General features: G+C 74.0%; 16 protein-coding genes. 6 read left to right on the plus strand and 10 right to left on the minus strand.

The annotated features are described in order from the left end of the window. Positions 1–21: 21 nt before the first annotated feature. Both CP973_RS26650 and CP973_RS26655 read right to left on the minus strand, forming a co-directional pair. Positions 22–1824, minus strand: coding sequence for an SMI1/KNR4 family protein (locus CP973_RS26650; protein ID WP_150246290.1), 1803 nt, complete (start codon positions 1822–1824; stop codon positions 22–24). Positions 1825–1861: 37 nt separating this feature from the next. After that, on the minus strand, positions 1862–3118 hold the full coding sequence (locus tag CP973_RS26655) for a DUF4185 domain-containing protein (RefSeq protein WP_150246292.1): 1257 nt from the start codon (positions 3116–3118) through the stop codon (positions 1862–1864). A gap of 241 nt (positions 3119–3359) precedes the next feature. Between CP973_RS26655 and CP973_RS26660 the strand changes: the two genes are divergently transcribed. Genes CP973_RS26660 through meaB form a run of 3 tightly spaced genes read left to right on the plus strand, consistent with a single transcriptional unit; the run spans position 3360 to position 8518 of the window. Further along, entirely contained in the window at positions 3360–5252 is a 1893-nt protein-coding gene (locus tag CP973_RS26660) for a methylmalonyl-CoA mutase family protein (RefSeq protein ID WP_150246295.1), read from the plus strand. Next, positions 5252–7477: a methylmalonyl-CoA mutase gene (gene scpA / locus CP973_RS26665; RefSeq protein WP_150246297.1), complete on the plus strand. Its 2226-nt coding sequence runs from the start codon at positions 5252–5254 to the stop codon at positions 7475–7477. Before CP973_RS26660 ends, scpA begins: the two co-directional genes overlap by 1 nt. 12 nt (positions 7478–7489) lie before the next feature. Next, positions 7490–8518, plus strand: coding sequence for a methylmalonyl Co-A mutase-associated GTPase MeaB (gene meaB, locus CP973_RS26670; protein ID WP_150246300.1), 1029 nt, complete (start codon positions 7490–7492; stop codon positions 8516–8518). A gap of 19 nt (positions 8519–8537) precedes the next feature. On the opposite strand, the gene CP973_RS26675 is transcribed toward meaB, so the two are convergent. The 5 genes from CP973_RS26675 to CP973_RS26700 all read right to left on the minus strand — a co-directional run bounded on the left by CP973_RS26675 (position 8538) and on the right by CP973_RS26700 (position 12243). After that, a complete protein-coding gene (locus tag CP973_RS26675; protein ID WP_150246303.1) occupies positions 8538–8912 on the minus strand; it encodes a VOC family protein in 375 nt (124 codons plus the stop codon). Positions 8913–8961: 49 nt separating this feature from the next. Continuing rightward, entirely contained in the window at positions 8962–9852 is an 891-nt protein-coding gene (locus CP973_RS26680; RefSeq protein WP_150246305.1) for a LysR family transcriptional regulator, read from the minus strand. Between the two features lie 12 nt (positions 9853–9864). Next, on the minus strand, positions 9865–10671 hold the full coding sequence (locus tag CP973_RS26685; protein ID WP_150246308.1) for an SDR family NAD(P)-dependent oxidoreductase: 807 nt from the start codon (positions 10669–10671) through the stop codon (positions 9865–9867). 301 nt (positions 10672–10972) lie between these two features. Then, the gene (locus CP973_RS26695; protein ID WP_150246316.1) at positions 10973–11488 is read right to left on the minus strand and encodes a lytic polysaccharide monooxygenase auxiliary activity family 9 protein; all 516 of its coding nucleotides are present in this window, start codon (positions 11486–11488) and stop codon (positions 10973–10975) included. Between the two features lie 293 nt (positions 11489–11781). Then, positions 11782–12243 carry an SCP2 sterol-binding domain-containing protein gene (locus tag CP973_RS26700; RefSeq protein ID WP_244410027.1) on the minus strand — a complete coding sequence of 154 codons (462 nt, stop codon included), beginning with the start codon at positions 12241–12243 and terminating at the stop codon, positions 11782–11784. Positions 12244–12573: 330 nt separating this feature from the next. On the opposite strand from CP973_RS26700, the gene CP973_RS26705 reads away from it, so the two are divergent. Continuing rightward, entirely contained in the window at positions 12574–13077 is a 504-nt protein-coding gene (locus CP973_RS26705; RefSeq protein ID WP_150246322.1) for a hypothetical protein, read from the plus strand. 147 nt (positions 13078–13224) lie between these two features. On the opposite strand, the gene CP973_RS26710 is transcribed toward CP973_RS26705, so the two are convergent. The 3 genes from CP973_RS26710 to CP973_RS26720 all read right to left on the minus strand — a co-directional run bounded on the left by CP973_RS26710 (position 13225) and on the right by CP973_RS26720 (position 16054). Beyond that, positions 13225–13566 carry an SH3 domain-containing protein gene (locus CP973_RS26710; RefSeq protein ID WP_150246325.1) on the minus strand — a complete coding sequence of 114 codons (342 nt, stop codon included), beginning with the start codon at positions 13564–13566 and terminating at the stop codon, positions 13225–13227. A 160-nt stretch (positions 13567–13726) separates the two neighbouring features. Then, positions 13727–15256 (minus strand): protein kinase domain-containing protein, encoded by a 1530-nt coding sequence (locus CP973_RS26715; RefSeq protein WP_150246328.1) that lies wholly within the window; start codon positions 15254–15256, stop codon positions 13727–13729. 30 nt (positions 15257–15286) lie between these two features. Continuing rightward, positions 15287–16054, minus strand: a complete 768-nt coding sequence (locus CP973_RS26720) for a serine/threonine protein kinase (RefSeq protein ID WP_150246331.1) — start codon at positions 16052–16054, stop codon at positions 15287–15289. Positions 16055–16299: 245 nt separating this feature from the next. Here CP973_RS26720 and CP973_RS26725 point away from each other — a divergent pair, with 245 nt between their 5' ends. Continuing rightward, positions 16300–16605, plus strand: a complete 306-nt coding sequence (locus tag CP973_RS26725; protein WP_150246334.1) for a putative quinol monooxygenase — start codon at positions 16300–16302, stop codon at positions 16603–16605. 439 nt (positions 16606–17044) lie between these two features. Continuing rightward, positions 17045–18613: an AMP-binding protein gene (locus CP973_RS26730; protein ID WP_150246336.1), complete on the plus strand. Its 1569-nt coding sequence runs from the start codon at positions 17045–17047 to the stop codon at positions 18611–18613. Positions 18614–18743: the final 130 nt, after the last annotated feature.

The raw sequence follows: 18743 nt of genomic DNA on the forward strand, positions 1-18743 counted from the left end.
GCACGCGTCCTGGGCCGCCGCTCAGCCGTCGCACTCCTCTCCGGGGGCGGGTGCGCCCTCCTCGCCGGGGACCGGGGTGTCCGGCAGGAGCCGGCCCATGGTGATCACCGCATACCCCTCGCCCGGGCCCGGCGGGCGGGTCCAGGAGCGGGTGGTGAAGGAGTGCAGCCGGCCGTGGCCGAGGGCGAACCGGGGCAGCGTGACACCGAACGCCGCGGCGACGGCGGCCAGGGCGTCGGCCTCGCCGTGCCGTTGCGCATACCGGCCGCCGTCCCGGACCTCGGGGAAGAGGCGTTCCGGCAGCAGCGCTTGCGGTATCTCCCCGGAGCGCTCGCACCGCTCGCCGAGGACCGTGAACGCGTACCGCTGCGCGCCGTGCTCCGCGACGGACAGATGGAACAGCGCTCCCCTGTCGAATCTGTCGGCCGCGGCCCAGACCACCACGGCACGGCCGTGCCGGGACGCGGCGACGGCCGGGGAGACGAACCGCGTCTCGTCGAACGGACGCGGATCGCCGTCGAACGCGAAGCTCCAGCCGTCCCCGGCCCGGCCGACCACGACCACCGCCTTGTCGTCGTACGAGGAGGACACCCCGCCCGGGTTCAGCGCCCGGCGCGCGTCCCACCGCGTCATCGGCGCTTCCAGCGTCGCGCCCTCCGCGGCGCCGACGAGGGCGGGCAGGGCCGCGGGCGTCACCCCCTCCACCAGCAGGAAGCGGTACTCCCGGTGGCCGCCGTCCGCCTCCGCGAGCCACGCGAGCCCTCCCGGGTCCTCGTCGACCGCCGCCGCGACGGCCCCGGTCGCCTCCTCGCCCCGGGGCGTGGCCAGCAGCGTCCGGCACCGCTCGGGCGTGAGCAGGGGGCCGAGCAGCGGGTCGGTGACGAGTCCGACCGGTGCGAGGTGGTCGGGCTCCAGCGGCTGCCACGCGGGCAGCGCGGCGAGCAGCGTCCGCCAGGCCGCGTCCGTATCGCCCCAGCGGGCCAGCTCCCGGGCCTGGCTAACGGCGTCGCCGAACGGCCCGGTCGCGTGCTCCAGTTCTCCGGCCGGTCCGCCGGGGTCCCGGCGGTACCGGTCGCCGAGCAGCCAGGTGATCTGCTTCCGCAGTGCCCCGGCCCGGGGCCTGCCGAACTCCTGCGCCTCCGCGAGCGTCGCCTCGGCCCGCTCGTACGCGCCCCGCAGCGCGTCCCGCCGGGCCTCTTCCACCCGCCGGTCCCACTCCCGCGTCGTGGCGTTCACGAACTCCGGCCGGTCCGCCCGCAGGTGGTGGAACTCCCGGTAGGCGTGCTGCATGAACTCCCGGAAGGACGCGAAGCGTTCGGGAGGGCTGGCCCGCCAGGGGGCCCAGGTGTAGACCGCCCACTCGCCGTGCTCGTCCACGTCCTCCGGGTCGAGCAGGACGCTCGCGGCGTCGGATTCCACGGCCAGTTCGAGGGCCCGGGTCCAGACCGTGGCCTCCAGGATCTGCTCGCGCGTCGCGTCCTCGGTCAGGTTCTCCGTGAAGATTTCGGCGAGCCCCGCGTCGTCCTCGTACCAGCGGACCTCTTCCGTGCCCGCCAGCAGCCACACGGATCCGCCCGCGTGCCGCCAGCCGTCGGTGACCTCCAGGAACGTGCGGTACGACGGCGGCAGCCGGTGCCCCAGGCGCTCTTCGAGGGCGGCGATCCGCTCGGGAGCCGCGGGTGCGAAGCCCAGCCAACGGGCGCGCCGGGCCAGTACGCCGCCCGGGTCGCCGAGGTCGTCCGGGCGGCAGGAGTCCGCCCATTCCTCGCTCCACCGCGTGAGGAAACCCTGCCAGTCGTGGACCGCGCCCGCTGTCTCAGTCATGCGTGCGATCGTCGCACCCGGCACTGACAACGGTCCTTCACCCGGCCCCCAGCCGCAGCCGCAGGAACCGCGGCCGGTACAGCTCGACATCGCCGTTGACCTGGGCGTCGGAGGGGGTGCCGGGCGGGCCGAGCCAGTTGATGTCGTAGCTGAGCAGGAGGTGGCCGGGGGTGCTGAACTCCGGGTGCGCCTGCGGGTTGTACGCGGCGACGCGGTGCTGCCCGGTGGGGTCGGCGGGGCGCGGCGGGGTGATGCGTCCGGCCGGGCCGTGCCAGGGGCCCTGGGCCGAGCACGACCAGTAGGCGGTGATGGACGACAGGGCGTTGCCGGGCTCCCCCGGCGTGTCCATCGACAGCAGTACCCACGTCGCACCGTCCCGTACGACGGTGAAGGAGCTGCCCACGCCGCGCCCCTCGCCCGCGCGGATCACCGGGGCCGCCCGGTCGGCGTGCGGCTGCCAGTCCTGTCCGTCCCAGTACTGCCAGGCCCCGGCCTGTCCGAGCCGGCCGGTGGGCACCCGTGCCAGGTAGGCGTTGGAGGTGGGGCGCGTCGGCCCGTCGTCGCCGCCGTAGACGTACGTCCACGCGCCGTCCTGTACGGAAGCGGTGCCGTACAGGACACGGTGCGCGGGGTCCGGCACGGAGGTCTGGTCGAGGACCGGGGTGATGCCCTCCAGCCGCAGGCCGGGCAGGGAGAGGGTGGCGACCTCGGTCGCGCGCGGGACGCCGAAGACCCATGGGCCCTGGCCCGGCGCGCGGTTCCACAGCAGGACCCGCACGACCTGTTCGGGTGAGCCGGGCGCACGGGGTTCCACGTGCGCCTGCACCGGCCAGCGCCAGCCGTCCGGCAGGTCGGGGAAGAACGGGCCCGAGCCGTCGGCGCCGGTCAGGGTGCGTTCCAGGCGGCCGGAACGGTCCATGACGACGAGGGAGTTGTGGGTCAGCGCCGGGGTGCGGCCGGTGTCGGAGGAACGCCAGTGGTGCGGCTGCCCCAGGGGGTTGGGCGGCGGCTGGACGCGGTCGGTGAAGGTGTCGGAGAAGATCCACAGGGTGCGGCCGTCGGGCAGCCGGACGGAGTGGGTGCCGTCGCCCGCGGTCCAGTCGTCCACCCGGGTGTTGTCGTTGCCGTAACGGGTGAACTCCTGGGTGAAGCGGGACTCGGCCGACCAGGACGCGATCTTCCGCGGGGCGCACGGCGGGCCCGCGCGTTCCGGGAGGACGAGGAGCAGCACGACGCCGGCGATCAGGGCGAGCGCCGCCGCCACGGCGACGGTCCGCCTCACCGGCACACGCATGCCCCTCCTCGTCACAGTGGCGCGTCGTCCACCGTACAGAACCTGTCGCATCAGGGGCCACAAACCGCCCCGACCCGCCAAAAAGCGGCGAACTTCCCACCACGGGTGACTACCCACGGGTAGCCGTACCGCCGGAAGGGCGATCGTAGAGCTTCCCAACGGAGCAATCCCAGGTCAACGAGTGCAAGGTCACAGCCCGTGGCCCTGCTGTTGCTAACGACCGTTCGCCTAGCCTGCTGCCATGACCGCCCACTCCTCCGAACTCCCTCTGGCCGCCGCGTTCCCGGACGCGGACCGCGAGCAGTGGCAGCGCCTGGTCGAAGGCGTCCTGCGCAAGTCGGGCGCCGCGGAGGCGACCGGCGCCGCCGCCGAAGACGCGCTCGCCACCGCCCTGGAAGACGGCATCCAGGTCCGCCCGCTCTACACCGCCGACGACGCGCCCGCCGCCGCGGACGCCATCGGACGCCCCGGCTTCCCGCCCTTCGTACGGGCCGGCCGCGCCACCGGCAGCACCGTCGCGGGCTGGGACGTACGGCAGCGGCACGCGGACACCGATCCGCGGCGCGCCAACGAGGCGGTCCTCGCCGACCTGGAGAACGGCGTCACGTCGCTGTGGCTGGCCGTCGGTGACGGCGGTGTGCCGGTGGCGGAGCTGGCCACCGCGCTGGACGGGGTCTACCTGGACCTCGCGGCCGTCGCCCTGGACGCGGGCGCGGACTTCGCGGAGGCGGCCGACGCGTGGTTCCGGCTCTGCGACGCGAAGGGCGTGGCGGTGTCCGAGACGGCGGGCACCCTGGGCGCCGATCCGCTGGGCGCAGTGGCCCGCACCGGCCGCGCGGACGACCTGGCCGGCCATCTGGAGGCGGCGGCCGGGCTGGCCCGGCGGTGCGCCGACCAGGCGCCCCGCACGCGCGCGCTGGCCGTGGACGCGCTGCCGTACCACGAGGCGGGCGGCTCGACCGCCGAGGAGCTGGGCTGCTCGCTGGCCACCGGGGTGGCCTACCTGCGGGCACTGACCGCGGCGGGCCTGGGCGTGGACGCCGCCTGCGCGCAGCTGGAGTTCCGGTACGCGGCCACCGCCGACCAGTTCCTGACCATCGCCAAGCTGCGGGCCGCCCGGCGGCTGTGGTCGCGGGTCGCCGAGGTGTGCGGCGCCTCCCCCGCGGCCCGTGCGCAGCGCCAGCACGCGGTGACCTCGACGGTCATGATGACCCGTCGGGACCCGTGGGTGAACATGCTGCGCACCACCGTGGCGGGCCTCTCGGCGGGCCTGGGCGGCGCGGACGCCGTCACCGTCCTGCCGTTCGACGCGGCGCTCGGGCTGCCGGACGCGTTCGCCCGCCGCATCGCGCGCAACACCCAGTCGATCCTGCTGGAGGAGTCGCACCTGTCGAAGGTGATCGACCCGGCGGGCGGCTCCTGGTACGTGGAGCGGCTGACCGACGAGCTGGCGCGCGCCGCCTGGGGCTGGTTCCAGGAGATCGAGGCCGCGGGCGGGCAGGCCGCGGCGCTCGGCTCCGGGATGGTCGGCGAGCGGCTGGCGTCGACCTGGCGCAAGCGGTCCGAGGACCTGGCGCACCGCCGCGAACCGGTCACCGGCGTCAGCGAGTTCCCGTTCCTGGCCGAGGCGCCGGTGGAGCGCGAGCCCGCGCCCGTACCGGTGGCCGGCGGGCTGCCGCGGGTGCGCCGGGACGAGGCGTACGAGGCGCTGCGCGCCCGCTCGGACGCGCATCTTGCGGCCACCGGCAGCCGCCCGAAGGCGTTTCTCGCGGCGCTCGGCCCGGCCGCCGTGCACACCGCGCGCGCCACCTTCGCCTCGAACCTCTTCCAGGCGGGCGGCGTCGAGCCGGTGCACGACCCGGTGTCGGTGGACGCGGAGTCGGTGGCGGAGGCGTTCCGGGCCAGCGGCGCGGGCATCGCCTGTCTGTGTTCGAGCGACGCGCTGTACGCCGAGCAGGCGGCCGGAGTCGCGGCGGCGCTCAAGGCCGCGGGCGCGCGTCAGGTGCTGCTGGCCGGGAAACCGGGCGAGCGGCGGGAAGCATATGTACGAGCCGGAGTGGACGCGTTCGTCTTCGCGGGCTGCGACGCGGTCGGGGTGCTGACCTCGGCCCTGGATGTCATGGAGGTGGCGTGATGGAGCACGTGACGGAGCAGGCGGGCGCCATCCCGGACTTCAGCACGGTCGAGCTGGGCGAGCCGGAGGCGCCCGGGGGCGACGCGGCGCAGTGGACGGCAGCCGTCCAGGAGGCCACCGGCAAGGGCGTCGACGACCTGGTGTGGGAGACGCCCGAGGGCATCGAGGTCAAGCCGCTGTACACCGGCGAGGACCTGGCCGGGCTGGACTTCCTGCGCACGTACCCGGGCATCGCACCGTACCTGCGCGGCCCGTACCCGACCATGTACGTCAACCAGCCCTGGACCATCCGGCAGTACGCGGGCTTCTCCACCGCCGAGGAGTCCAACGCCTTCTACCGGCGCAACCTGGCGGCCGGGCAGAAGGGCCTGTCCGTCGCCTTCGACCTGCCGACCCACCGGGGCTACGACAGCGACCACCCGCGGGTGACGGGCGACGTGGGCATGGCGGGCGTGGCGATCGACTCGATCTACGACATGCGGCAGCTCTTCTCCGGCATTCCGCTGGACAGGATGACCGTGTCCATGACGATGAACGGCGCGGTGCTGCCCGTCCTCGCGCTCTACATCGTGGCCGCCGAGGAGCAGGGCGTACCGCCCGAGAAGCTGGCCGGGACCATCCAGAACGACATCCTCAAGGAGTTCATGGTCCGCAACACCTACATCTACCCGCCGCGCCCCTCGATGCGGATCATCTCCGACATCTTCGCGTACACCTCGCAGAAGATGCCGCGCTACAACTCCATCTCCATCTCCGGCTACCACATCCAGGAGGCGGGCGCTACGGCCGACCTGGAGCTGGCGTACACCCTCGCGGACGGTGTGGAGTACCTCAAGGCGGGCATCGACGCGGGGATGGACGTGGACTCCTTCGCGCCGCGGCTCTCCTTCTTCTGGGCGATCGGCATGAACTTCTTCATGGAGATCGCCAAGCTGCGCGCCGCCCGGCTGCTGTGGGCCAAGCTGGTGCAGCGCTTCGAGCCGAAGAACCCCAAGTCGCTGTCGCTGCGCACCCACTCGCAGACCTCCGGGTGGTCGCTGACCGCGCAGGACGTGTTCAACAACGTCACGCGCACGTGTGTGGAGGCGATGGCCGCGACGCAGGGCCACACCCAGTCGCTGCACACCAACGCGCTGGACGAGGCGCTGGCCCTGCCCACCGACTTCTCCGCGCGCATCGCGCGCAACACCCAGCTCTTCCTCCAGCAGGAGTCGGGCACCTGCCGGGTCATCGACCCCTGGGGCGGCAGCGCGTACGTCGAGAAGCTGACCCACGACCTGGCGCACCGGGCCTGGCAGCACATCGAGGAGGTGGAGGCGGCCGGCGGCATGGCCAAGGCCATCGACGCGGGCATCCCGAAGCTGCGGGTGGAGGAGGCCGCGGCCCGTACGCAGGCGCGGATCGACTCGGGGCGGCAGGCGCTGATCGGCGTCAACAAGTACCGGGTGGACACCGACGAGCAGATCGACGTACTGAAGGTCGACAACTCGGCGGTGCGCGCGCAGCAGATCGACAAGCTGCGGCGGCTGCGCGAAGAGCGCGACGAGGCCGCCTGCCAGGACGCGCTGCGGGCGCTGACGGCGGCCGCGGAGGCCGGGCCGGGCCGGGGCCTGGAGGGCAACCTGCTGACGCTGGCCGTGAATGCGGCCCGCGCGATGGCGACGGTCGGTGAGATCTCCGACGCACTGGAGAAGGTCTACGGGCGCCACTCCGGGCAGATCCGTACGATCTCCGGTGTGTACCGAGACGAAGCGGGGCCGTCCTCCGGCGTGGACCGGACCCGGGAGCTGGTGGCGGAGTTCGAACGGGCCGAGGGGCGCCGGCCGCGCATCCTGGTCGCCAAGATGGGCCAGGACGGCCACGACCGCGGCCAGAAGGTGATCGCGACGGCCTTCGCCGACCTGGGCTTCGACGTGGACGTCGGCCCGCTGTTCCAGACGCCGGCGGAGGTCGCCCGGCAGGCGGTGGAGGCGGACGTGCACATCGTCGGCGTCTCCTCGCTGGCCGCCGGACACCTGACGCTGGTGCCCGCGCTGCGCGAGGAGCTGGCGGCGCAGGACCGGGAGGACATCATGATCGTGGTGGGCGGGGTGATCCCGCCGGGTGACGTCCCCGCGCTCCACGAGGCGGGCGCCGCGGCCGTCTTCCCGCCCGGTACGGTCATCCCCGATGCCGCGTACGACCTGGTCAAGGACCTCGCCGGGGTCCTCGGCCACGACCTGTGAGCCACCACCCCGATGCCTGAGACACCCCGGCCCCGAGCGGCCCGCAAGCGACCGACGATCGACATCGACCAGTACGCGGCGGGCGTGCGCGAGGGCTCGCGGGCCTGGATCGCGCGCGCCATCACGCTCGTGGAGTCCACCCGGGCCGACCACCGGGCGCTGGCGCAGCGGCTGCTGGTCGAGCTGCTGCCGTACGCCGGCACGGCCCGGCGGGTGGGCATCAGCGGGGTGCCCGGGGTCGGCAAGTCGACGTTCATCGACGCGCTGGGCTCCCAGCTGACGGGGGCCGGGCACCGGGTCGCCGTACTGGCCGTCGACCCGTCCTCCAGCCGTACCGGCGGCTCCATCCTGGGCGACAAGACCCGGATGGCGCGGCTGGCCGCGGACCCGGCGGCGTTCGTACGGCCCTCCCCCACCTCGGGCACGCTCGGCGGCGTGGCGCGGGCGACCCGGGAGTCCATCGTCGTGATGGAGGCCGCGGGTTATGACGTGGTGCTCGTCGAGACGGTGGGCGTCGGCCAGTCCGAGACGGCCGTCGCCAACATGGTCGACACGTTCCTGCTGCTCACCCTCGCCCGCACCGGCGACCAGCTCCAGGGCATCAAGAAGGGCGTGCTGGAGCTGGCCGACCTGGTGTCGGTCAACAAGGCGGACGGGCCGCACGAGCGGGACGCCAAGTCGGCGGCCCGGGAGCTGTCCGGCGCGCTGCGGCTGCTCCAGCCGCCGGACGCGGCCTGGACTCCGCCGGTCCTGACGTGCAGCGCCCGCGAGGGCACCGGTCTGGACGCGGTGTGGGACCGGATCGAGCAGCACCGCAAGCTGCTGGAGTCCACCGGGGCGCTGGCGGAGAAGCGGCGCGGGCAGCAGGTCGACTGGACGTGGTCGATGGTCCGCGAGCAGTTGCTGAACCGGCTTCAGGAGCACCCCGGCGTACGGGACGTGGCCCCCGAGGTGGAGCGGGAAGTACGGGCGGGCACGCTGACGGCGACGCTCGCGGCCGAGCGCATCCTCGGCGCCTTCGGGATGCCGGACCGGGCGTGACACGGGTGTCCCCGGCGGCTCACGCCGGGGACATCACCTCGTACAGGTTCCCGGTGTCGTCCGTGAAGAACAGGCCGCGCGGGCACAGCGGGTGGTCGGTGCGGCCGTTGTCCGGGTGGGCGGGTTCGCTGCCGTAGGGGATCCCGGCTTCCCGTATCCGGGCGAGGATCGCGTCGAAGGTGTCCGGGTCCACGTCGAAGGCGAGGTGGTGGCCCTCCGGTTCGGGCACCGCCATGAAGTCGAGGGTCAGCCGGTCGTTGACGCGTACCGGTGCGAAGTGCCCGTCGCGGCCGGCCGGCGGCAGCTCCTCCAGCCCCATGACCGAGGCGAAGAACCGGGCCGCCGCGCGATGGTCGGCGGCGGGCACGATGGTGTGGTTGAGCGTGACGGGCACGGGCCCTCCCCGGGAGTCGGCGTGGCGCTTCACCGTACGGAGTGAGTATTCACTCCGTCAATGCCCGGCCCGCGAAATGCGCGATCGCCGCCGCCTCGAACCGCCGCTCCGCCTCCGAGACATAGGTGTCCGCGCGCCGCACCAGCGACAGCGTGCGGCGGCAGCCCGGCACGTCCAGACGCAGCCAGCGGACCGGCGCCTCGGCCGACTCGTTGCGGGCGATCTCCGGTATGAGCCCGACGCCGAGTCCGGCGCCGATCATGAACTGGGTCGCGGCGGGCTCGTCGCCCTCGCAGGCGATGACGGGGCTGCGGCCCGCCGCCGCGAACAGCCGGTCGAGCAGTTCGCGCTGCCAGTGCCCGCGGCGGGTGGTGACGAACGGTTCGTCCGCGACCTCGTCCAGGCCGACGTGCCCGCGTCCGGCCAGCGGGTGGCCGACCGGCACGGCCAGCAGGACGTCCTCCTCCCTCAGCACCACCGACCGCAGCCCGGCACCGCTCAGGGGCTGTGAGGCGATGCACAGGTCCACCTCCCGGTCCGCCAGCTGACGTGCCATCACCTCGGCGGTCGACTGGTGGAGCCGGATCTCGACGCCGGGGTGCGCGGCACGGAAGGCGGACAGCAGCGAGGTGAGGGTCAGCAGGGTCTCGGCGGCGGCCACGACCCGCCCCTGGTCCAGGCCCGCGGCGTCCGCCAGCTCGCGCCGGGCATCGTCCAGCTCGCCGAGCGCCCGCTCGACACGGCGCAGAAAGGCGGCACCGTACCGGTTGAGGCGCACCGACCGCCCCTGCCGGTCGAAGAGCGGCACACCCAGCTCCGCCTCCAGCCGGGCGACCGTCCGGCTCACCGCGGGCTGCGCGACGCGCAGTTCGGCCGCCGCCCGGCTGATGTGCTCGTGCCGGGCCACCATCCGGAACGTCCGCAGGGACGTCAGGTCCACGCCGGGCCCCGCTCAGACGGTGAGGCCGCCGTCGACGGGCAGGACCGCGCCCGTCACGTACGAGGCACGGTCGCTGAGCAGCCACGCGGCGGCCTGCGCCACCTCTTCGGGGGCGGCCGCGCGGCGCAGCGGCGTACGGGAGGTGAGCCGGTCGAGGAGGCCGGGCTCGCGGGCGGCCCAGTCCTCGATCATGGCGGTCATGGTGGTTCCGGGGGCGACCGCGTTGACGCGGATGCCCTGGGGGCCGTACTCGACGGCGGCGGTCTGGGTGAGGCTGTTCACGGCCCGCTTGGAGGCGCCGTACAGGCTCATCCCGGCGGACGGCTTGAGGCTGCCGACGCTGCTGTTGTTGACGATCGCGCCGGTGCCGGCGGTGGCCAGGATCGCCCGTATCTCGGCGGCCATCGCCAGCCAGACGCCCCGGTGGTTGACGGCGGTGATCCGGTCGAACTCCGCCACGGGGATCTCGGCCAGCGGGGCGTGCGCGATGCCCATGCCCGCGTTGTTGAACGCGCCGTCCAGGCGGCCGTGGCGCTCGACGGCCGTGTCCACCGCCCGCTGTACGGCGTCCGCGTCCGCCAGGTCGGCGACGACGTGCCCGGCGCTGCCGCCCGCCGCCCGTATCTCCTCGGTGACGGCGGCCAGTTCCGGTTCGGTCCGCGCGGTCAGCACGACCGCTGCGCCCTCCCGCGCGAACAGCCGTGCCGCGGCGGCGCCGATGCCGCGCCCCGCCCCGGTGATCAGCAGGACCTTGCCGTCCAGCAGCCGGCCGCCGTCCGTGCCCGGTCGCTCCGTACCCGTACCCGTCGTCTGCGTCATGCCGATCATTGTGCCGGAGGCCGCGGGGGCGCTCCGCCGTGGCCGTGGTGCCCGTCGTGCACCGGCAACGCGACGGCGGCGTCTTCGTCCGCTTCCCGTAGGGCAGGGGTCCTCCCCGCCGCGGCCGGACGACCCGGGCACCGACGGCCGCCGGTACGTGTCCGGCCGCACCGGCTGCATCGGCCTTCAGGTGCGCGGGGCGTCCGATGCGCTCTCGTACCGCGGCATCCGCGTCGAGGAGTTGTAGCCGGCCGCGGGCCGGGGCGGCGGGCGGGCGTCCGCCGCCCCGGCCTCGGCGTCATCAGCGGATGTTGACGTCGATGCAGGCGTAGAAGGCGTTGGCGGTGTCCGCGACGTTCCAGACGGCGAGCACCTTCTGCTTGCCCTTGATGCCCTGGAAGTTCACGTTGTGGGTGACGGTGGCCGGCGGCTTGGCCCCGTGGTCGTTGATCTCGGCGATCTTGCGGCCGCCGATGAAGTACTGCCATGTGCTGGTGCGGTGCTGGGCCGTCAGCCGCCAGGTGAAGTTCTGGGAGCTGCCCACCGAAGTGGCCTTCCAGCCCTTGCTGTCGTCGTCGAGCTCCCGGAACCGGGCGTTGCCGCCGCTGCAGCTCTTGAGACCCTTGGGCCCCTCGACGCTCTGCGGCTCCCACTTGATGTCTCCACAGGAGACGGTGCCCGCCGCACACTGGGCCTGGCGGCTGGCCGGGGCGTTCACATAGCCGTGCGCGCTGGCCGAACCGGCCGGCAGGGTCACGACGAGCAGCGGGGCCAGCGCGGCGCCGACGGCGGTGGCGAGCTTTCTCTTCTGGTGCATGTCGACTCCTTCACGGTGGAGGCCCGGCCCGGGCAGGCGTCCGCCGGCGCTGTCGCGCCGTACGTCCGGTGCGGGTGGACCTCGCTGGTGGGGGTGGGTGACGCGAAGGTGTGGTGCACGGCGCGCGGGGACCGCGGCCACCCCGGTGGTGCGGTGCCGACTGGGTGGGGAGGACCGGATTCCCGTGCGCCAATTGGTCTAGACTTTACCGATCGGCAGGCTCCGGTCAAGGGGTCGGACATCAACTTCTCATACCCCGGGCGTCACTTGCGTCCCAGAAGGAACTACCCCGTTCAGACCTTGGGGATGTCGAAGTACCGGTTCATGTTGGCGGCCAGCCCCAGATCGCCGGACACCTTGACCTTGCGGGTGAGCACCATCGTCACCGGATTGCCGTTCCCCGACACCAGCCGCAGGAACTCCGCGTCGCCCATCCTCAGCGTCAGCCGGGGCTCGGCCGGGCCGGCGCCCTCGCGGACCGTGCAGACCCCGTCCGCGAGCGTGGTCTCGTAGACCGCCTCCCGCTCGCCGGTGATCCGCCAGCGGATCACCGCGCACAGCTCCCCGGCCTCCTCGGGCCGGAACTGCCGCCCCATCCGCCCGAAGATCTCACCGAGCACCCGGTCCCGCAGCTCGCCGCGCGCGAGTTCGGCGATCTCCCTGCCCGACAGCCCCTTCACGATCCGCGCGAACTCCTCGGGCGTGACGCTCGCGAAGTCGAGCTCGGCCAGCAGCGACCTGACGTCTCGGGCCACGACACTCTCCTCATGACGGAAATCCACTTCCAGCATGGTGCACGCCCGGCATTCCGGACCGCCGTCCGGGGTTGTCCGTCGGCGCGCCCCGGCCGCCCCACCGGGCACATCCGGCCGCCGGGGCACCGCTTCGCGCCGTTCCCGCGCGGCGGGCGGCCCGAGCGGGGTTGGCGGCGCGCGTTCCGGTTACCCGTGGCCCGTGCACCGCGCGGAGACGGCCGTTCTCGACGTACGCGCCTCCCCTCCCCCGCAGCGCACCGGACCAGCGGCCGCGGCCTCCGCACGGCGCACCGGCGGGAGGCGAGGCACCGGCGACAAGGAGCACCCACCATGTCCGGAAACCGGACCGTCCGCCGCGCGGCGCTGGCCGCCGCCCTGTCGGCCCTGGCCGTCACCGCGCCCGCGGGATCCGGCGCCGCCGCCGCGCCCGCCCCCGCGCCGGCCGGGGACCAGGCCGAGGTACCCGCCCGCGGCGGCAGTACGGAGTCGGCCGTCGACCGGGTCGCCAACTTCTACGGCAGCTACCTCGACGCCGTGCACGACCAGGGGCGCGGCGCGCTCGCCGAGGCGCTGCGCGCCCACTACCTGGCCCCCGAACTGCGGGCGCACCTGGCGAACTGGGAGCGGCGCGAGCACGCGGACGGCGTGCTGCGCGCCCAGGACACCCCGCGGGCCTGGCGCGTCACGTACAACGACAGCGCCATGGGCCGCGCCTGGACCCGGGTCCGCCTCACCTTCGGCAGCGCCGAGCACCCGCGCCACAGCCAGCTGCTCGTCACCTGCGACCTGAACACCCTGCGGATCACCGACATCCAGCCGGACACCGGGAAGTAGCCGTACGGCCGTCCCCGCCTCCCCCGTCCCCGCGCACCGGTCCGCACACGGCAGCCGCGCCGGGCCGCGCCGGTGCAGCGCGGACCCGACGCGGCCTCCCCCGTTCGGCCGGTGTCCCCCGTCGGCCGGTTCCCCCGTCGGACTGCGTCAGCAGTTCAGGTAGGCGATGTGGATCCAGACGCCGGTGCGGCCGCCCCACAGGTCGCCCATGACCCAGTTGCCCTGCCGGCCGCGCACGTTCAGCTTCTGGCCGGCGTTGACCTGCCCGAGGACCGGGAAGTTCTCGCCGGGCCCGCCGCGGAAGTTGACCCCGTTGTCGTTGACGGTGCACACCTGGGCGGCGGCCTGCCGCGCGGCGTGCGCCGGGGCGGCGGAGCGCTGCGGCTGCGCGGCGGCGTGGGCGGCGCCGGTGGTGGCGAGGAGGCTGCCGGTCGCTGCGGTCGCGACGGCCAGCTTGGCGATCGTCCTGGTGACTGCGGTCCTGCGCATGGTGCGTGTCCTTCCCGTGCTGCTTTCCCCGTGATGTGCGGTGGGCGCCGCCGTTGCCGTGCGGCTCCCTGCCTTACGGGATCCACCGTGCGCCGCCACGGGCCGCCGCGGTACCTGACATCTGTCAGGGGCGGGACAACACCGCAGGTCAACAGGGGTATCAGTGGGAGTACCGGGCGAGCTGGCGGGTCACCCGGTCCACGTAGTCGCGGGTGCGGGCGGGCACGCCGCCGGTGTCGAGGACGACGCGGCTGCTGGTGCGGTAGCCCGCCGCGATCAGCCCGGGCAGGTCGTCGCGCAGCCCGCCCGCCTTGAACTGCTGGGCGAGCCAGCACAGGTAGGAGCCCATGGAGGCGATGGCGTCGGGCGGCGACCAGTAGTCCGTGCGGCCGTCGTGGTCGCCGTCCACGGCCCAGGCGTGGAAGACCCGCGGGGTCCACATCGCGATGCCGTACTCGTCCTTGCGCCGCGCACGCGGGTCGAAGCCGCTCTCCGTCTTGAGCATGGCCGCGATCAGAGCGGGCGTCACCTCCTGTTCCGCGCAGCGCTCGGCGGCCCGGGTGATGTACGGGCGCAGGGTGCGCGGTACGTCGGAGTCCTCCGGCAGCGCCCCGGCGATGGCCTCGGCCGGTGCCGAGGCGGAGGCCGGGGCGCGTGACGACGCACCGGCGGTCGCCGGGCCCGGCCGCCCGTCGGAGGTGAGCAGTGCTCCGGCGCCGGCCAGGGCGAGCAGCGCGGCACCGGCGGCCAGCAGCGCCGGACGGCGTGCGGCACGGCGCCGTGCGCCGGGCGCGTCGCACAGCCGCCGTACCCGCCGGGACAGCTCCGCGGCGGTGTGCCGGGCCCGCGACGCGTGGTCGGCGAGCAGGCAGTCGGCGATCAACGCGCGCCATTCCGGCGACAGTTGTCCGTCCAGCCGCAGGGGCGCGCCGCCGTGCGCGTACGTCTGCGCGGCGAGGGCGCGGGCCCGCGCCGTACGGCCCGGGAAGGGGTGCCGGCCGCCGGTGAGCACCTGGTGGGCCAGCACGCCGTACGCCCAGATGTCGGCCGTGGGGCGCACCGTCGCACCGCGCTGCCCGGTGCGCTGCGACCACCACTCGGGCGGTACGTGGTCGAGCGATCCGAGCGGCGGCACGTACGCGTGGCTGCCCTCCAGTTCGGCGGCGAGCCCGAAGTCGGCGAGCCACGCCGTGCCGTCCGGCGCGAGGAGGATGTTGGCCGGTTTCAGGTCCCCGTGCACCCAGCCGCGCCCGTGGAGGTGGGCGAGCCCGTCGGCGATCTCCCGCAGGAGCCGCGGCCCGTCCGGCGGCGGGCCGCCGGACGGCTCGGCGAGCAGGTCCCGCAGGCTGCGCTCGGCCCGGTCCATGACGAGGGCGGTGAGCCCGTCCAGCCCGGGGTGGTCCGGGTCCTCGATCGTGAGCGCCGCATGGGTCCGTACGAGGTGCGGGTGGTCGGCCGCCAGGCTGAAGCGGGCCTCGCGGCGGACCAGTTCGTCCATCCAGGCGCGCTGGCCCGGCGCGAGCAGGTCGGTGCGCAGGATCTTGACGGCGGCCGGGCGGCCGTCGGCGGTGTGCTCGGCGGCGTACACACTGCCCCAGCTGCCCGCGCCGATGGGCCCGGCCAGCCGCCAGTCGCCGATCCGGTAGCCGGGCCGGACGCCGGGCGGCGGGGTGGCACTCGCTCCGTCCATCGCGCCGCGCTCCTCAGTCCGCTCCGCGCCTCACCGCCCGCCTCCGGGGGACAGCAGGGCGAGGTGTTCCTCGCGGATCAGGTCGAAGCGCAGCGCGAAGGCGACGAGTTCGTCGCGTTTGCCGCCGCCGCGGGCGTCCGGCCCCGCCGGGTCGCCGGCGCGCAGCCGCAGCTTCACCGAGGCCAGATAGTCGATGTGGTAGTTGACGGCGGAGCGGGTCAGCTCGCGGCAGGCCGCCAGCGGGCGGAGCCGCTCCAGCACCTCGCCGACGCCCGGCACCGCGCCACTGGAGGCATCGCGCAGGCGCGGCTCGCACAGGGCGAGGAGCACCAGGAAGTACTTCGAGGTCGGGTCGAGCGCGAAGGGGCTCGCCGTCGGCTCGCCCAGCCCGTCGTACGGTTCGCCGTCCAGGTAGGCGTGTTCCGGCGCGAACACCTTGAACGACGCCTCGCCCCGCGTCGCCGGCAGCAGCACCCGGGAGAATTCGAACGGCACCGGAGCCCCGAGCCGCCCCGGCGCGACCTTGATGTGCTCCCCCGCGCCCTCCATGTTCTCCACGACGCAGGTCACCGTGCGGCTGAAATTGGACAGCCGCCAGTAGTCCTCCGCGGCGGTGAGCTGCCCCGCCAGCCGCGAGACGCCCGGATCGGACAGCGGCACGGCCACCGGCGCACCCGGCGCGCCGCGCCCGAAGTCCGCGGTGTCCCCGGGCCCCAGCCGCAACAGCCGCGGCCCACCACGCCCTTCGCCCGGTCCCGGGCCCTCTCCTTCGGGCAGCTGCACGATCACGGTGTCCATGGCTCTTCCCCCGTTCCTGCCGTTCCCGCACCGGCACGTCCACCCGTACCACGCGCCGCCCCGGCATCCGGCTTTCGCAGGGCGGTGGTTCCGGCCGTTCCCGGGCGGTGCGGGCGGGGGCTCCCGCACCCGGCGGTCCGGACCGGACCTGACGCCACGCCGGATGCTCTGCCGCAGGTCAGCGGCGGTCCCGAGGGTGGGATAGGTTCGTTCGAACAGTGCGGATCACCCAGGAGGTTGCACGTATGCCCATCGTCGTCGCCACGATCAGGACGAAGCCCGGCGAGCTGGAGACGGCGCTCGGCGTCTTCCGGTCGCACGCGCCCGCCGTCCACCAGGAGGACGGCTGCCTGCTGTACGCGGTGCACGCGGGCGAGGACCGGGTGGTGGTCGTGGAGAACTGGGCGGATCAGGCCGCGCTGGACGCCCACTCCCGGGGAGCGGCGCTCGCGGAGATCGCGAACGGGGTGAGCGGGCTGCTCGCCGCGCCGATGGATGTCGCCGTGCTGGACGCGGTGCCGATGGGCGACCCGGGCAAATCCACCCTTTGAGCACAGTCGGCGCGACCGCATCGGCAAAAGGCAGGCAAACTCTCCGTCAATTCCCCGCCATGGGAAACCCGCCATTTCGGACGATGCGTAATTTCCGCACGTGGCCGCCGCCCCGGAATATCCGGCGGCGGCCGCGCGTATACCTTCCCGGCGGCCCCCCACCCCGTTAACCGGCCATTCTCACGAGCCGTCGAGGGGCACCCGGCGGCGGCCTGACCTGCCGCTTCCCGCGCCTGAATCGCGGGCGCGCGCGGGCGTCGCACGCGCGGACGCCCGCCTCGGCCCGTGATTGTTGGCCAGATATCCCCGCCTCGGTAAAAGGCCCGCCAACGCGCGTTCGCGTCAACTTGGAACCCTTGATCGACGACCGTTAGCATGGAAATGGTTGTCCGGGGCAACTAACTAGCCGTCATGCCCCGGGATCTAGGAGGAATCACCTATGCCCGACACCGCGCACGACTTCCGCACCTACGTGGAGGAGAACCTCGACGCGCTGGGGGCCGACCCCGAGCGCGTGGCGCTGGTGCACCAAGGGCGACGCGTCACCGCGGGTGAGTTCCGCGCCCTCGTCCACCGCATGGCCCGCGCGATGCGGGGACAGGGCATCGACCGCGGCCGGACCGTCACACTGCTCAGCGGCAACCTGCCCGAGACCCTCGCCGCCCGCTACGCCGCCAACCTCATCGGCTGCCGGGTCAACCACCTCTACAACAAGCTCTCGGCCGACGTGCAGGCCACCATCGTCAAGGACGTGGAGACCGCCGCGCTGATCGTCGACCCCCGGTTCGACGACCGCGCCGCCGAACTGACCGCGCTGGCCCCGGTGGCGACCGTGCTGACCCTGGGTCCCGCGAAGAGCGGCACCGACCTGCTGGAACTGGCGTCCGCCGAGAGCGACGAGCCGGTCCCGAGCGGCGCCCGCCCCGACGACATCTGCACCATCCGCCACACCGGCGGCACCACCGGCCACCCCAAGGGCATCTGCACCACCTACGGGCAGGTGCGCACCTTCGTCGACGACGAGGACCCGGGCGACGCCAAGGTGCTCTGGGAGCGCCCCGCCGACCAGGAGCGGACCCGGCTGCTGGTGTGCACCACGCTGGCGCACGCGGCCGGCATGATGGCCGACGTCACGCTGCGCGAGCACGGGCTCGTGGTGCTCCTGGAGGACTTCGACCCGGCCGAGGTGCTGGCGACGATCGAGCGGGAGCGGATCACCCACCTGTTCCTGCTGCCGCCGCTGCTCTACCAGCTCACCGACCACCCGGACGCGGCCACCACCGACACCTCCAGCCTGCGCTGCCTGACCTACGGCGGCTGCCAGTCCTCGCCCGCCCGCATCGCCGACGCGGTCCGGCGCTTCGGCCCCGTGCTGGTGCAGTTCTACGGGCAGAACGAGGCCGGCGGGATCAGCGTGCTGCCCGCCGGGGACCACGACCCGGACAACCTGGAGCGGCTGCGCTCGGCCGGCCGGATCCTGCCCAACGTCGAGGTCGCGGTGCGCGACGAGAACGGCCGCGACCTGCCGCGCGGTGAGCACGGCGAGATCTGCGTCCGTTCGGCGAGCATCATGCAGGGCTACTGGAAGCAGCCCGAGCTGACCGCCGAGGTGCTGCGCGACGGCTGGCTGCACACCGGCGACATCGGCTTCCTGGACGACGACGACTACCTGACCATCGTCGACCGCATCAAGGACATGATCGTCGTGGTGGGCGGCCATGTGTACACCACCGAGCTGGAGGACCTGCTCAACTCGCACCCGGACGTCCTGCAGAGCGCCGTCTTCGGTGTGCGGGACGAGGACCGGATGGAGCAGGTGTACGCGGCCGTGGTGCGCGCCCCCGGCGCGGACGTCGACGCGGACCAGCTGCGCGCGATGGTGCGCGAGGCGCGCGGCGCGATGTACGAGCCGGCCCACATCGAGTTCGTCGAGCAGCTGCCGCTGACGGACGCCGGCAAGCCGGACAAGAAGCAGCTGCGCGCGATGGCCACCCGTACGGCCGTCTGACACCCACGGAGCACACCCGGACCGGCCCGCGCCTCACCGCGCGGGCCGGTCCGCCGTCTGCGGCAGGGCTGCCCGTACGCAGGACGGACCGGGCGGCCACCCGGAGCAGCGCGCCGTGCGAGCCCACCCC

It is taken from the genome of Streptomyces albofaciens JCM 4342 (genome assembly GCF_008634025.1).
In the GTDB taxonomy this organism is placed as follows: Bacteria; Actinomycetota; Actinomycetes; order Streptomycetales; family Streptomycetaceae; genus Streptomyces; species Streptomyces albofaciens.

Bases quoted from the DNA above. Each gene is read 5' to 3' on its own strand.
- CP973_RS26650 (WP_150246290.1), bottom strand. From the start codon at position 1,824: ATGACTGAGACAGCGGGCGCGGTCCACGACTGGCAGGGTTTCCTCACG.
- CP973_RS26655 (WP_150246292.1), bottom strand. From the start codon at position 3,118: ATGCGTGTGCCGGTGAGGCGGACCGTCGCCGTGGCGGCGGCGCTCGCC.
- CP973_RS26660 (WP_150246295.1), top strand. From the start codon at position 3,360: ATGACCGCCCACTCCTCCGAACTCCCTCTGGCCGCCGCGTTCCCGGAC.
- scpA (WP_150246297.1), top strand. From the start codon at position 5,252: ATGGAGCACGTGACGGAGCAGGCGGGCGCCATCCCGGACTTCAGCACG.
- meaB (WP_150246300.1), top strand. From the start codon at position 7,490: ATGCCTGAGACACCCCGGCCCCGAGCGGCCCGCAAGCGACCGACGATC.
- CP973_RS26685 (WP_150246308.1), bottom strand. From the start codon at position 10,671: ATGACGCAGACGACGGGTACGGGTACGGAGCGACCGGGCACGGACGGC.
- CP973_RS26695 (WP_150246316.1), bottom strand. From the start codon at position 11,488: ATGCACCAGAAGAGAAAGCTCGCCACCGCCGTCGGCGCCGCGCTGGCC.
- CP973_RS26705 (WP_150246322.1), top strand. From the start codon at position 12,574: ATGTCCGGAAACCGGACCGTCCGCCGCGCGGCGCTGGCCGCCGCCCTG.
- CP973_RS26710 (WP_150246325.1), bottom strand. From the start codon at position 13,566: ATGCGCAGGACCGCAGTCACCAGGACGATCGCCAAGCTGGCCGTCGCG.
- CP973_RS26715 (WP_150246328.1), bottom strand. From the start codon at position 15,256: ATGGACGGAGCGAGTGCCACCCCGCCGCCCGGCGTCCGGCCCGGCTAC.
- CP973_RS26720 (WP_150246331.1), bottom strand. From the start codon at position 16,054: ATGGACACCGTGATCGTGCAGCTGCCCGAAGGAGAGGGCCCGGGACCG.
- CP973_RS26725 (WP_150246334.1), top strand. From the start codon at position 16,300: ATGCCCATCGTCGTCGCCACGATCAGGACGAAGCCCGGCGAGCTGGAG.
- CP973_RS26730 (WP_150246336.1), top strand. From the start codon at position 17,045: ATGCCCGACACCGCGCACGACTTCCGCACCTACGTGGAGGAGAACCTC.